Genomic DNA, 13604 nt, shown 5'->3' with positions numbered 1-13604 from the left:
CTCCTAGTCGTTGACGGGTCGGACGATGGCGGTGGCGCCGTTGATCACGCTCACGGCGATCGGCGCCCCCGAGGGAATCGGAACGGAGGTCGAAGTCCGCGCGGTCCAGGTGTCGCCGTTCGCGAGCTTCACTTGCCCGGAGATCTGGGTGATCTCACTCAGGGCCACACCGCGCAGGTCGAGAAGGGCATCGACGTTCGATTTCGTCGGATCCTCCCCGCGGTGCAGACGCTTGAGCAACGGGGGCCGGAGGAACAGGATGAAGACCGCCGCAGCGGCCGCTGCGATGATCACCTGCACCCACACGGGCACACCCAGCAGATCGGTCACGAGACCGACGACGCTGCCGAAGGCGAGCATGAGGAACGTGAAGTCCAGCGAGAGCATCTCGATGACGAGGAAGACGGCGATCAGGACCAGCCAGCCGATCCACGCCCATTGGTCGATGAACGTGACGAATGTCGTGAAGTTGTCCATGCGGCCTCCTTTCTGGTCAACGTACCACGCGGAGGCCCGCCCATCCGGGTGCCCCGGCGCGCGCTTGATAGTGTGAGAGGGCCGTGCGATCACGGCTTTTTCACGCATCATGAGGAGTCACCGTGACCGACGTTCTTCCCGCAGGATCCCTCGAAGGCAAGGTCGCGCTTGTCACCGGTTCATCACGCGGGATCGGCGCCGACACAGTGCGCTACCTCGCGGAGGCCGGCGCCGATGTGGTCATCAACTACCGCAACAAGGCGCCGCGAGCGGAGAAGCTCGCCACGCAGCTGCGCGAGCTCGGTCGCCGCGCGCTGGTCGTCGGCGCGGATCTCACCGATCCGGCCTCGGTCGCCGAGATGTTCGAGGCGGTCCGCGCTGAGTACGGACGCCTCGACGTGCTGGTGCTCAACGCGTCCGGTGGCATGGAGTCGGGGATGGCAGAGGACTACGCGCTCACGTTGAACCGTGACGCACAGCTGAACGTGCTCGAGGCTGCGACGCCGCTGCTCGGAGACGGTGCACGGGTGGTCTTCGTCACCAGCCACCAGGCCCACTTCATCCGCACCACGCCCACGATGCCGGAGTACGAGCCGGTCGCGCTGTCGAAGCGCGCCGGGGAAGACGCGCTTCGTGAGCTCATCCCGAGCCTTGCCGAGAAGGGGATCGGCTTCACGGTCGTCTCCGGAGACATGATCGAGGGAACGATCACTGCGACCCTGTTGGAGCGGGCGAACCCCGGCGCGATCGCCGAGCGGCGGGAGTCGGCAGGCAAGCTCTATAACGTCTCCGAGTTCGCTGCCGAGGTGGCCAAGGCCACGGTCGATCCTGTGCCGGCTGACAACACACGCCTGGTCGGCGATGTGAGCGCGTTCGCCGCGGAGTGACCTCCGCCCCACGGAACGGCCCCGTCCTGCTGGATGCAGGACGGGGCCGTTCCGTTCGAGGGGGAGATCAGCTGGCCGTGTCTCCCTGAACGGCGGCCACATACTCCTTCTCGTCCTTGCCGAGCGTGAAAGCACGCACGATCTGGATGATGCCGAGAACGATCAGCGAGATGCCGAGCAGCAGCCAGAATGCGAAGCCGGCGATCAGCGGCGAGAACAGGACGATGATTCCGGCGACGATGCTCAGGAGTGCGTAGAGAACGGTCCAGACGCGCGAGCCATCGCTGCCCAGAAGCGTCAGGGCTACGACGCCATCGACGATCCAGCTGATGCCGATGAAGATCACGACCACGAACGCGAGCGTGGCCGCAGCTGCATTCAAGTTGAAGAACGCGATGATGCCGGCCGCGACGTAGAGCAGTCCGAGGACGATGTGCCCCACGCGGGCCCATCCGCCCTTGGCGCTCGAGAAGATGCCCAGCCCGATGTAGACGAGTCCGGCGACGACCAGGTAGGAGGCGAAGATCGCCGTCACGATGACCGCGGACTTCACCGGCCAGACGAGGAGGACGATTCCGGCGACGAGCGCGAGAACACCGGCGACGGCGAGCGAGATGCGAATCGATTTGAACAGTGACTTCGCCTCGGTGAGTGGTTCAGACATGGTTGGGGACCCCTTTCTGAGAAAATCCTGTGAGGATGCTTCCTCAGGGTAGCGCCCTCACAGCCCCGAATGGGGAGGAGTCGCCGTTCGCGTTTCATTCCGTCACACCAGGACACCCGGCGTCATGACACTATCGACTTCGTGACGGGTCCGGATGATGCGCGCTTGCGCGAGCTCACAGTGATGCGAAGAGTGCGGGATCGCATCGATCGCGAGTATGCCTGGCCGCTGGATGTCGAGGCGCTGGCCCGGGGTGTGCACATGTCGGCGGGGCACCTGAGTCGGTGCTTCCGGGACGCATACGGCGAATCGCCGTACTCGTACCTGATGACGAGACGGATCGAGCGGGCGATGGCACTCCTGCGCCGTGGCGACCTCACGGTCACCGAGGTCTGCTTCGAAGTCGGCTGCTCATCGCTCGGCACGTTCAGCACCCGGTTCACCGAGCTGGTCGGTGTCTCACCCCGCGTGTACCGTGAACGAGCAGCGCGCGTCGAAGGGATTCCCTCGTTCCAGGCCAAGCAGGTCACAAGACCGATCAGGAATCAAGAAGCACCCCGCATCGATGCCCATCTAACGTGAAAACCATGAACATCAGCATCCACTACGCCTTCCTGCCTCACACCGACGCCGAAGCTGCGCTCGGGTTCTACCGAGATGCGCTCGGCTTCGAGGTGCGCAACGACGTCGGGTACGACGGTCTCCGCTGGCTCACGGTCGGACCGGAGGGACAGCCCGAGACATCGATCGTGCTTCACCCACCGGCAACCGACCCCGGCATCACCGACGCCGAGCGGCAGACGATCCTCGAGCTGATCGCCAAGGGCAGCTACGCCGCGCTCACCCTCGCGAGCGACGACCTCGACGGGCTCTTCGAACGGCTCGTCGAACGAGGGGCAGACGTCGTGCAGGAACCCATGGACCAGCCTTACGGCGTCCGCGACTGTGCTTTCCGGGATCCGGCAGGCAACCTGCTCCGTATCAACCAGGCCGCCTGAACCCTCCACCGAATCGACGAAGGACGCTGATGACCACCGAGCACCCCGCCGACACCCACGACCTGATCCGCGTTCAGGGCGCGCGCGAGAACAATCTGAAGGATGTCAGCGTAGAGATCCCGAAGCGACGTCTCACCGTGTTCACCGGCGTATCGGGTTCAGGCAAGAGCTCCCTCGTCTTCGACACGATCGCCGCGGAATCCCGCCGGATGATCGATGAGACGTACAGCGCTTTCGTGCAGGGATTCATGCCGTCGGTGCCGCGTCCCGACGTCGACGTCCTGGAGGGGCTGACCACGGCGATCATCGTCGATCAGGAGCGACTCGGCGCGAATCCGCGCTCGACCGTCGGAACGGTCACCGATGCCAACGCGATGCTGCGCATCCTGTTCAGCAAGCTCGGGCAGCCCTACATCGGCGGACCGACGGCCTTCTCTTTCAACATCCCGACGCAGAAGGCCAGCGGCGTCATGACCGGTCCCGGCGGCGAGAAGAAGATCGTGAAGGATGCGATCTATCTGGGCGGCATGTGTCCGCGTTGCGAGGGGAGGGGAGCGGTGTCGGACCTCGATCTCACGCAGATCGTCGACGAGTCCAAGTCGCTCGATGAGGGCGCCATCATGGTCCCCGGCTACACCGCCGACGGGTGGATGGTGAAGGGCTTCTCCCAGTCGGGGTTCTATCCGTCCGACAAACCGATCTCGGAGTTCACGGACAAGCAGCGGCATCTGTTCCTCTACGGCGAGGTCACGAAGGTGAAGATCTCGGGGATCAACATGACCTACGAAGGTCTGATCCCCAAGATCACCAAAGCGATGCTCTCGAAGGATCTCGACGCACTCCAGCCGCACATCCGAGCCTTCGTCGAACGCGTCGCCACCTTCGCTGTCTGCCCGGAGTGCGACGGCACGCGGCTCACTGAAGGTGCGCGCTCTTCGAAGATCGAGGGCGTCAGCATCGCGGATGCGTGCCGAATGCAGGTGACCGACCTGGCTGAGTGGGTGCGCGGCCTCGATCTTCCCGGCGCCGGACCGCTGTTGCAGGCGCTCAGCGCCAACCTGGACGCGTTCGTGACGCTGGGACTGGGATACCTCAGCCTCGAGCGGCCGTCGGGCACGCTGTCCGGGGGAGAGGCGCAACGCATCAAGATGCTGCGGCACCTCGGCTCTTCGCTCACGGACATCACTTACGTGTTCGACGAGCCGACGATCGGCCTGCACCCGCACGACATCCAGCGGATGAACGGCCTGCTGCTGCAACTGCGCGACAAGGGGAACACCGTTCTCGTCGTCGAGCACAAGCCTGAGACCATCGCGATCGGCGATCACGTCGTGGATCTGGGGCCGGGAGCCGGCAGCGCGGGCGGAGAGATCTGCTACGAAGGCTCGGTCGAGGGGCTGAAAGCGAGCGGAACGAAGACCGGAGATCATCTCGAAGACCGCGCGACGTTGAAGGACGAGGTGCGAACGGGGTCGGGAACGATCGAAGTACGCGGCGCATCGGCCAACAATCTGCAGGACGTCGATGTCGACATCCCTACCGGAGTCCTCACCGTCGTGACCGGTGTCGCCGGGTCGGGCAAGAGCTCACTCATCCATGGATCGGTGTCCAATCAGGATGGCGTCGTCGCGATCGACCAGGCCGCCATCAAGGGGTCCCGCCGCAGCAACCCTGCCACCTACACAGGACTCCTCGAACCGATCCGGAAGGCGTTCGCGAAAGCGAACGGCGTGAAGCCGGCGCTGTTCAGCGCGAACTCGGAAGGCGCGTGTCCGTCATGCAAGGGGGCGGGCGTCATCATCACCGAACTCGGTTTCATGGACACGATCGAGACGCCGTGCGAGGACTGCGGAGGTAAGCGCTTCCAGGCGGGCGTGCTGGAGTACAAGCTCGCGGGCAAGGACATCACCGAGGTCCTCGATCTGCCGGTCGCCGAGGCCCGGCTCTTCTTCGGCGACGGCGAGGCGAAGCTGCCCGCCGCAGCGGCGATCCTCGGTCGCATGGAAGACGTGGGACTCGGATATCTGTCGCTCGGGCAACCGCTGTCGACGCTGTCAGGCGGCGAACGCCAGCGTCTCAAGCTCGCGATCCAGATGGGGGAGAAGGGCGACGTCTACGTGCTCGACGAGCCCACGACAGGTTTGCACCTCGCGGATGTCGACAAGATCCTGGACCTGCTGGATCGACTCGTCGACGCGGGGAAGACCGTGATCGTGATCGAACACCATCAAGCGGTCATGGCGCACGCGGACTGGATCATCGATATCGGCCCGGGGGCCGGTCATGACGGCGGGAAGATCGTCTTCGAAGGAACGCCGAGAGATTTGGTATCCCAAAAGTCGACGCTCACGGGGGAGCACCTCGCGGAGTACGTCGGAGCGTGAGTCGGACAGGGGGACAGTCCGCCCGGCGTTGCGCCCCGCTTTGTCGCGGTCTCAGTCCCGGCGAGCGATGATCGTGTAGGTGCACGGCAGTTTGTCGCGCTCTGCATCGGGCCAGGCATAGCCGCCGGGAACCTCCACCATGCGGTCACTGAAGCGCCACGGCAGGGTTCGGCCTTCGTCGAAGTGGATGAGTCGGAGACCAGCGCGCAGCAGAGCACCGAGGATCTCGGACAAGGGGTGCGGCCACTCGTACGTGCGCGTGTGAGCGAGGCGCCCCTCACCGACGTAGGTGCTGTCGTCGTCCCACTGCTGCGCATGCCCGGTCGCGAAGTAGGAATAGCGTGTGGTGAGCTCTACAGCGTTCTCATCGAGTGCGTAGAGCGCGGGGTGGCCGTCACGGATGAAGAACATGCCGCCCGGGCGCAGCAGGGCCACGATCTGGGCGGCCCAGCGGTCCAGATCGCTGAGCCAGGTGATCGTGCCGATGCTCGTGTAGACGACATCGAAGTCGCCGTCGACTGCGGCACGCGCATCGAGAACGTCGGTCTCCACCCAGGTGGCATCGATACCCAGGCGCGCAGCAAGCTGATCGGCAGCACGGAGCGCGGACGGCGAGAAGTCGACACCGGTGACTGTGGCGCCCGCGCGAGCCAGCGAGACCGTGTCGGTGCCGATGTGACACTGCAGATGGCACAGGTCGAGCCCGAAGAGCGAACCCGACGGAAGGAACGACTTCATCGCGTCCAGATCGTCGCGCACGACGTCGCTGAGATGAGCCGGGTCGTCGAACGCGTCGAGACCGTACGCTTCTTCGTGCACAGGCACGCGATCCTCCCAGTTCTCCTGGTTCGCCAGCCGCGCAGATTCCCAGTCGATGTCGACGTTGTTCCCGTTCACGCAGCGAGCCTATCGAGCACCCCGCTCTAGTTCGAGCGATATCCGATAATGCACATTATGTCAGCTCGAGTCAGACAGGCCCTTTCGCCGCGAGGCGCTCCACGACGCCGATCGGCGCCGGCTATCCCGGGACGCGAGCACGCTGATCATCGGTGCAACCAGACAGGCGTTGGACCTTGGATATGACGTCATCCTCGATCGGGTCTCAATCTCCGCGACTATTCCGACGTCTTCGAACGTTTGCATCTCGATCACCTCGGAACCACGCTCATCTACCAGTTCGACGTCGGCCTCGACGAGACGATTCGGCGTCATGCGGGAAGACCGCTCGCGACCGCCTTCGGAAAGGACGAGCTCCGCGAATGGTACGACGGATGGCAGCCCCTCCCCTGGTTCGAAGAGACAAGGTCGGCGCTGCGGCGATCACCTTCCGGTCGGTCGACGACCTTGACCTCGCGGAGTTCCGCTCGTTGCTCCAAAAGGCGCGGGAGCTCGAACTTCCCGGATAGTACGTCCCCGTATCGCTTCGTAGCGCCTGGGCCGCGGTGAGATGAGAGCCACGGCGGGGACTCTCCTACTGTGTGGACCAGACGCCGAGTTCGTTGCCCGTCGGGTCTGCGAAGTGGAGGCGTCGTCCACCGGGGAACTCGTACGGTGCCTGGAGGATCGTGCCGCCGGCCTTCTCGATCGCAGCTTGCGTGGCGTCGAGGTCTTCGGAGTAGAGGAGCACGAGAGGACCGCCGACCGGCCGCGGCTCATCCGCGAGCATCAGCCCACCGGATTCATTGCCGTCGTCGCGCGGTGAAACAATCCCTGCGTATCCGGGGCCGTAGTCGTGGAAGCCCCAACCGAACGCCTCACGGAAGAAGTCCTTGGACTTCTCCAGATCGGTGACGACGAGCTCGATGTAGTCGAGTGAGTGGTGCAGAGGTGAACCTGTCATGACGCCACCGTAGCCACCGTCACCGACAACGCTCCGCGGGCACTGAAGCCCGGTGGCAGAGGAGTAGCGTTGAGGCGTGCCGCCGGTCTCCCCCTCCCCCATGTCGACGCCGGGGTTGCGCGCATGGATCATCTGGTCGGTCGGTGTCGCGGCCTACGTCCTCGCCATCACGAATCGCACCTCCCTCGGCGCGGTCGGCGTCGAAGCGGCGGACCGGTTCCAGGCGGATGCGTCGACGCTGGCACTGTTCGCCGTGGTGCAGCTCGCCGTCTACGGCGGAATGCAGATTCCTGTCGGGGTGCTCCTCGATCGCTTCGGATCACGACCGATCATGACGGTCGGCATGCTGCTCATGGCGGCTGGTCAGCTGACGATGGCGCTGTCTCCGAACATCGGGATCGCGATCTGCGCGCGTGTGCTGCTCGGCGCCGGCGACGCTGCGATCTTCCCCGCCGTGCTTCGACTCGTCGCGACCTGGTTCCCCGCGCAGCGTGGACCGCTGATGGTGCAGTTCACCGGAATCATCGGCCAGGCCGGCCAGCTGATCGCGCTGGTCCCGCTTGCAGCGCTGCTCCACGCGACGACCTGGAGCATCACGTTCGGAAGCATCGCGGGACTCGGTCTGCTGTTCGCGATCCTCGTGGCGCTGGTCATCCGCAACCATCCCCCGGAGCAGGGCGCGGACGTCACCGTCAACACGGATACGGGTGTGGTCCGCGTCGTCACGTCTGCGATAGATACCGGTGTCGGCATACGCGCGGCGTGGGCTCATCCCGGCACCAGGCTCGCCTTCTGGTCGCACTTCACCACTCCCTTTGCGGGTACTGCTTTCGTGCTGCTGTGGGGAATGCCGTTCCTCACCGCCGGCGAGGGTCTCGACACAGCGCACGCGGCGGGCATCATCTCTGTATATGTCGTTGCGGGAATGTTTCTCGGGCCGATCATCGGCGACCTCTCCCGCCGACACCCGAATCACCGCTCGCTCGCGCTCGTGCTCCCCGCCGTCGGCGTGCAGATGGCAGCGTGGATCGCTGTCATCGCTCTCCCCGGAACGGCCCCGATCTGGCTCCTCTACGTGCTGGCGATCGCTCTCGCCACTGGTGGCCCCGCTTCGATGATCGCCTTCGACCACGCTCGGACGCACAACCCGAGTCATCGTCTGAGCACCGCGACCGGCGTCACGAACGCGGGTGGCTTCATCGCCGCATTGATCGCGATCTTCCTCATCGGACTCGCGCTCGACCTGCAGGGCGCGGGGACCCCCGAGACCTATTCGCTGGAGGCCTTCAGGATCGCCTTCCTCATGCCCATCCCGCTGTGGATCCTCGGGGTGACCTTCATCCTGATCGAACGCAAACGCACTCGGATCCGGATCGGCCTCGATCCGGAACATCGGCGCTGAGGGACGCTCAGCGGAGCAGGTGCTGGAGCGTCTCCACGATCAACTCGACGCTGACGCGCTCCGGCACCTCCGCATCGCCTGCTTCGAACTCCGCGAGTTCGATCCCCCGCACGGAGTCCGGCGGTAGCGCAGCGAAGATCGCGGCGATCTGGTGAGGCAGCAGTCCTCCCCCGACGCGGTATGCGGCAGGGATGTAGCCAGGTTCGAGGACGTCCCAATCGACGTGGATCCACACCGGGCGACCCGCAACCGACTCGAGGACGCGCTCGGGCGTGCTCTCCGACGGGGGGATGACGGTGACGCCGGCATCGGCGAGCAGCCGCTCCTCAGCGGTGTCGATGTCCCGGCCGCCGACCACCACCACTTTTCTCGGATCGAGGCCCGCCCCGTGTCCGCTGTCCCAGAGCCCACACGCAGCGGCCAGGACCATACCTCCCAGATACCCGGAATCGGTCGTATCGGGTGTGTTGAAGTCGCCGTGCGCGTCGATCCAGAGCACGACTGCCTCGGGGTGATGCGCGGCCGCCGTCGGCAACGTGCCGAGGCTCGCCGCGCAGGTGTTGGTGATCAGGAGAGGCGTCGTGCCATCCGCGATGGCGTCGCTCACCGCGGTGCGCAGCCCTCTCAACGTCGTCTCCGCTTCGGGAAGTGCGACGGACCAATCATCGATCTCGCTCGGTGTCGGCGTGCCGATGATCAGCGGGTCGACAGCGAGAAGTGACGACACCGCTTCGCCCACGCGTCGTGCGCCCGCGAGCGCCCCATCGGTACGATCGGCGACGCGGCCCTGGGAGACGATGAGCGAGTATTCCGATGCCATGGAACCAGCTTTCCACCCGTGCTGCTCCCCGCCAAACCGTCGGACAGCGAGACTTCCCTCTCGGACTCCGGCGACGGCGAGAGAGACGTCACCGCCGACGCGGCGTCCAACCCGACGGAAGCGGCCCGTCCTGCACAGCACGCTCGCGGTCGGCTCGGGCCGACCACCCCTGTGCCTGTTCGAGCGTGTCGAACGCCCCTCGAGCAAGCCGGAGGCCGACGTCTTCGTGATGCATCCGCGGCGCTCCTCCTCGGCGGACCGAGGCGCGGACACTCCATGCATCGTCAGCGAATCCGCCCCCGCGGAACACCCGGTAGTCGTCGTAGCGGGCAGGATCCAGGAGGTCCCAGCACCACTCCCATACGTTGCCGAGGGTGTCGAAGAGGCCGTGGAGGTTCGGGAGCTTCCCCCCGACATCTTGCGGAGACGAGACGCCGTCCGTGCTCGTCCACGCCGCGTCGGCCAGAGGCGCATAGTGCGGCCCGGTCGACCCCGCGCGACACGCGAACTCCCATTCCGCCTCGGTGGGCAGTCGGTAGCCGTCGGCCGTCGTGTCCCAGGCGACCTCCTCGCCGTCGAACAGATAGACCCGGTCCAACCCTTCCCACTCGGAGGCGGCGTTGCAGAAGTGGACGGCGCGCAACCAGCTCAGGTCGGCTGCGGGGCGTCGCGGGTGGCGCATCGGAATGCCCAGTACCTCGGTGAGCTGCGCCTCGGTCACCGGGTACACGCCGATCTCGTATGGCTCAAGCGTCACCTCACGCTGCTCGCCGCGTCGCGCATCGCGGAGGGTCACGACCCCGGCGGGGATTCGCGCGAGCTCGATGTCGGTCACTCCGTGTCTCTCCGCGGCATCACGACGGGACCCGTTCGACCCAGGCCGGGTATTTCGCCGCACGACCGTCGCCCGACGAGGTGCGCGTCACTCGTCGGCGAACCCAGGGCCCGACGAACTCGCGGTAGTACGCGAGGCCCGATGGTCCTGCGCCCATGCGATCGCTCGGCGCCCACCAGGTCTCCGGAGGCTCGAACCCGAGCGCGTGGAGCACCCTGGCAGCGACACGGTGATGGCCGGCCGCGTTCATGTGCAGACGATCGTCGGCCCAGTACGCGCCGCGAGAGAGTTCGCGATCGGGCCAGTTGAGCGCCCGGATGACGTCGGGGCGTCCTTCGATGCGACGGAGCACCGCCTCGGAGAGCAGGTCTCCCCTGCGCTGGACGAGGGAACCCATCGGCAGCTGCCCGCTCGGGTTCGCACCGGAGAGCAGGATCATGGTCACGCCCTCCTCCTCGCAGCGACGCAGCACCCGGCTGAAGGCGTCGGCGATGTGCTCGACGTCGGTGCGCGGTCGCAGCATGTCGTTGCCACCGCCGTTGAAGGAGAGGTGGGTCGGGCGCAGCGCGAGCGCCGGTTCCAACTGCTGCTCCACGATCGGCCAAGCCAGCTTGCCCCGGATCGCGAGGTTCGCATACTGGATCGGGTGTCCGGCCGCATCGGCCCATCCTTGAGCTGCGAGGTCCGCCCAACCGCGCTCCCGCCCATCCGGAAGGACGTCACCGACCCCCTCTGTGAAGGAGTCGCCGATCGCCACGAACCGCACATCTGCCATCGTCCCAGCCTATTGCGGGTCGACGACACCAGGGATCAGCGATCGTCGAGCGATCGCCCGCGTCGATCGACGAGCCCCCAGGCGGCGGCGGCAGCTCCGAGGAAGCATGCCCCGAAGACCGCGAACAGCAGCGGCGCTCCCCCGGCGACCAGCAGCACGGGAACGGACAGCGGAGCCACGATCGACGCGATACGGCCCACTCCGGCAGCCCAGCCCGCTCCGGTCCCCCGCAGCGACGTCGGATAGATCTCGGGCGTCACGGCGTAGAGCGCACCCCACGCACCGAGGTTGAAGAACGACAGCGCCATGCCCGCCGCGATGATCGCACCCTCTGTCGTCGCGGTGCCGAAGATCACGGCGGAGACCGCCGAGCCGAGAAGGAACACCGACAGCGTCACACGGCGCCCCCACACCTCGATCAACCACGCGGCGACGGCATAGCCCGGAAGCTGCGCCAACGTGATGATCAACGTAAAACCGAATGAACGCACCAGATCGAACCCGGCGTCGACGAGGATGCTCGGGATCCAGATGAACGCTCCGTAGTAGGCGAAGTTCACCCCCAGCCACACCACCCACAGGCACAGAGTGCGCAGCCGGAACTCCGGGTTCCAGAGTGTTGCCAGCCGCGCCCTCGCCGTGACCGCGATCGCACGGGAGGCGGGTTCCTTCCGGATCGCGGGTGCGACTTCCACACCGGCATCGGTCTCGAACGCCGACACGATGCGGTCTGCCTCCGCGATGCGTCCTCGTGAGGCGAGCCAGCGAGGTGACTCCGGCATGCGCCAACGTACGAAGAGTGCGTACGCCGCGGGGATCGCGCCCAGCGCGAACGCCCAGCGCCAGCCGTCGTCCGAAGCCGGGATGACCAGGAAGCCGATCACCGCGGCGGCGGTCCATCCGAGCGCCCAGAAGGCCTCCAGCACCACGATCAGGCGGCCACGGATCCGCGCGGGTGCGAACTCGCTCACATAGGTCGACGCCACCGGGAGCTCTGCGCCGAGGCCGAGTCCCACCAGGAACCGCAGGACCAGGAGCGCCGCCAGTCCTCCCACCAGGGCGCTGGCACCGGTCGCGATGCCGTACACGAGCAGCGTGAGGGCGAAGACCTGCCGCCGGCCGAAACGATCGGCGAGGAGCCCGCCGAGTGTGGCCCCGACTGCCATGCCGATGAATCCGACCGAGGCGATCCAGCCGGCCTCGCCTTTCGTCAGCCCCCACTGCTGCGTGAGCGCGGCGAGGATGAACGAGATGAGGCCGACATCCATCGCGTCCAGCGCCCAACCGACCCCGGACCCTGTCAGCAGGCGGAGGTGTCGACGTGTGAACGGCAGGACGTCCAGGCGCTCAGCCAGCGATGAGCGGCCCGGCAGGGCGGAGTTGGCCATGTTCTTCATCGTAGAGCCGAGCGCCCGACGTCCTGCGCGTGATGTCGTCAGTCCTGCGCGTCGAGGATCCGCTTCACGCGCGGGATCACTTCGGTCCCGTACAGCTCGATGCTGCGCATCATCGACTCATGCGACAGGGTGCCGGTGGCGTACTTCAGGTCGAACCGCCCGAGACCGAGCATCGTGATCGTGTCTGCGATCTTCGCGGCGACACGGTCCGGTGAACCCGCGTAGATCGCGCCTTCCGGCCCGACGTCGTTCTGGAAGCGCGCGCGACTGTACGCCGGCCAGCCGCGCTCCCGGCCGATGGTGTTGTTCATCGCTTCGAACCCGGAGTAGGCCGCGTCCCAGGCTTCCGCATCCGTCTCGGCGATGTGGCCGGGCGAATGCACCGAGACAGGGTGCGAGGTGGTTCCGAAAGACGCGACAGAGCGGTGGTACAGATCGACGAAGGGCTTGAACCGTGCCGCCGGCCCCCCGATGATGGCGAGCATCAGACCCAGACCGTGACGCGCGACCCGTACGACGGACTCCGGGCTGCCACCCACCCCCACCCAGGTACGAAGACCCTTCTCGGTCTTGGGGAACACGTTCGCATTCTCCAGCGAGGCGCGCATGGTACCCGACCATGTCACGGGCTCTTCCTTGAGGAGTTCGACGAACAGCTCGAGCTTCTGCTCGAACAGCGCGTCGTAGTCCCGCAGGTCGTAGCCGAAGAGCGGAAAGGACTCGATGAAGGAGCCGCGGCCGAGGACGACCTCGGCTCGGCCGTTCGAGAGGGCGTCCAACGTCGAGAAGCGCTCGAACACGCGGACCGGATCATCCGACGACAGCACGGTCACCGCCGTGCCGAGACGGATGTGTTCGGTGCGCGCAGCGATCGCGGCGAGCACCATCTCCGGCGCGGACACGGCGAACTCTTCGCGGTGGTGCTCCCCCACCCCGAAGAAGTCCACCCCGACCGTGTCTGCGAGCTCAGCCTGCTCCACGACGTTGCGGATCGTCTGCGCTCCGGTCAGGAGCGTCCCGCCCGCGTCCCTCGTGATGTCGCCGAAGGTGTCCAGTCCGAATTCGATGCCCATGTCATCCCTCTCTATTCAGGTGAATGAACACTCGTGGACCGGATCCCATTCC

The 13604-nt window shown here is 66.1% G+C and carries 15 protein-coding genes; 6 read left to right on the top strand and 9 right to left on the bottom strand.

The features are described 5' to 3' along the window. Positions 1–3: 3 nt before the first annotated feature. Positions 4–477, bottom strand: coding sequence for an NfeD family protein (locus LVJ59_RS02280; protein WP_232761857.1), 474 nt, complete (start codon positions 475–477; stop codon positions 4–6). 122 nt (positions 478–599) lie between these two features. On the opposite strand from LVJ59_RS02280, the gene LVJ59_RS02275 reads away from it, so the two are divergent. Beyond that, entirely contained in the window at positions 600–1364 is a 765-nt protein-coding gene (locus LVJ59_RS02275; protein ID WP_047519594.1) for an SDR family oxidoreductase, read from the top strand. 67 nt (positions 1365–1431) lie between these two features. Here LVJ59_RS02275 and LVJ59_RS02270 read toward each other — a convergent pair whose 3' ends face one another. Continuing rightward, complete coding sequence (locus LVJ59_RS02270; RefSeq protein WP_047519592.1) at positions 1432–2028, bottom strand: HdeD family acid-resistance protein; 597 nt, start codon at positions 2026–2028, stop codon at positions 1432–1434. A 183-nt stretch (positions 2029–2211) separates the two neighbouring features. On the opposite strand from LVJ59_RS02270, the gene LVJ59_RS02265 reads away from it, so the two are divergent. From LVJ59_RS02265 to LVJ59_RS02255, 3 genes are read left to right on the top strand one after another with little or no spacing between them, the layout of a single operon-like run. Next, positions 2212–2610 (top strand): helix-turn-helix transcriptional regulator, encoded by a 399-nt coding sequence (locus tag LVJ59_RS02265; protein WP_232763139.1) that lies wholly within the window; start codon positions 2212–2214, stop codon positions 2608–2610. A gap of 5 nt (positions 2611–2615) precedes the next feature. After that, positions 2616–3026 (top strand): VOC family protein, encoded by a 411-nt coding sequence (locus LVJ59_RS02260; RefSeq protein ID WP_131491019.1) that lies wholly within the window; start codon positions 2616–2618, stop codon positions 3024–3026. A gap of 29 nt (positions 3027–3055) precedes the next feature. Beyond that, positions 3056–5410: an excinuclease ABC subunit UvrA gene (locus LVJ59_RS02255; protein WP_232761856.1), complete on the top strand. Its 2355-nt coding sequence runs from the start codon at positions 3056–3058 to the stop codon at positions 5408–5410. Between the two features lie 51 nt (positions 5411–5461). Here LVJ59_RS02255 and LVJ59_RS02250 read toward each other — a convergent pair whose 3' ends face one another. Then, a complete protein-coding gene (locus LVJ59_RS02250) occupies positions 5462–6307 on the bottom strand; it encodes a bifunctional 2-polyprenyl-6-hydroxyphenol methylase/3-demethylubiquinol 3-O-methyltransferase UbiG (RefSeq protein ID WP_232761855.1) in 846 nt (281 codons plus the stop codon). Positions 6308–6681: 374 nt separating this feature from the next. On the opposite strand from LVJ59_RS02250, the gene LVJ59_RS17795 reads away from it, so the two are divergent. After that, entirely contained in the window at positions 6682–6816 is a 135-nt protein-coding gene (locus LVJ59_RS17795) for a hypothetical protein (protein ID WP_269816572.1), read from the top strand. 65 nt (positions 6817–6881) lie between these two features. Here LVJ59_RS17795 and LVJ59_RS02245 read toward each other — a convergent pair whose 3' ends face one another. Then, positions 6882–7250, bottom strand: a complete 369-nt coding sequence (locus tag LVJ59_RS02245) for a VOC family protein (protein WP_047519583.1) — start codon at positions 7248–7250, stop codon at positions 6882–6884. A gap of 100 nt (positions 7251–7350) precedes the next feature. On the opposite strand from LVJ59_RS02245, the gene LVJ59_RS02240 reads away from it, so the two are divergent. Further along, the gene (locus LVJ59_RS02240) at positions 7351–8652 is read left to right on the top strand and encodes a nitrate/nitrite transporter (RefSeq protein ID WP_232763138.1); all 1302 of its coding nucleotides are present in this window, start codon (positions 7351–7353) and stop codon (positions 8650–8652) included. Between the two features lie 7 nt (positions 8653–8659). Here LVJ59_RS02240 and LVJ59_RS02235 read toward each other — a convergent pair whose 3' ends face one another. The 5 genes from LVJ59_RS02235 to LVJ59_RS02215 form a co-directional block, all read right to left on the bottom strand. Further along, entirely contained in the window at positions 8660–9472 is an 813-nt protein-coding gene (locus tag LVJ59_RS02235; protein WP_232761854.1) for an arginase family protein, read from the bottom strand. Between the two features lie 88 nt (positions 9473–9560). After that, the gene (locus LVJ59_RS02230; RefSeq protein WP_232761853.1) at positions 9561–10307 is read right to left on the bottom strand and encodes an SUMF1/EgtB/PvdO family nonheme iron enzyme; all 747 of its coding nucleotides are present in this window, start codon (positions 10305–10307) and stop codon (positions 9561–9563) included. Between the two features lie 19 nt (positions 10308–10326). Continuing rightward, positions 10327–11082: an SGNH/GDSL hydrolase family protein gene (locus LVJ59_RS02225; RefSeq protein ID WP_232761852.1), complete on the bottom strand. Its 756-nt coding sequence runs from the start codon at positions 11080–11082 to the stop codon at positions 10327–10329. Between the two features lie 35 nt (positions 11083–11117). Continuing rightward, entirely contained in the window at positions 11118–12470 is a 1353-nt protein-coding gene (locus LVJ59_RS02220; RefSeq protein WP_232761851.1) for an MFS transporter, read from the bottom strand. A gap of 47 nt (positions 12471–12517) precedes the next feature. Further along, on the bottom strand, positions 12518–13552 hold the full coding sequence (locus LVJ59_RS02215; RefSeq protein WP_232761850.1) for an LLM class flavin-dependent oxidoreductase: 1035 nt from the start codon (positions 13550–13552) through the stop codon (positions 12518–12520). Between the last annotated feature and the right edge of the window lie 52 nt (positions 13553–13604).

The sequence above is a fragment of the Microbacterium sp. KKR3/1 genome, from assembly GCF_021272365.1.
Lineage (GTDB): Bacteria > Actinomycetota > Actinomycetes > Actinomycetales > Microbacteriaceae > Microbacterium > Microbacterium aurugineum.
The sequence above is the reverse complement of the archived record's forward strand: the minus strand, read 5'-3'. Positions and strand labels throughout refer to the sequence as shown.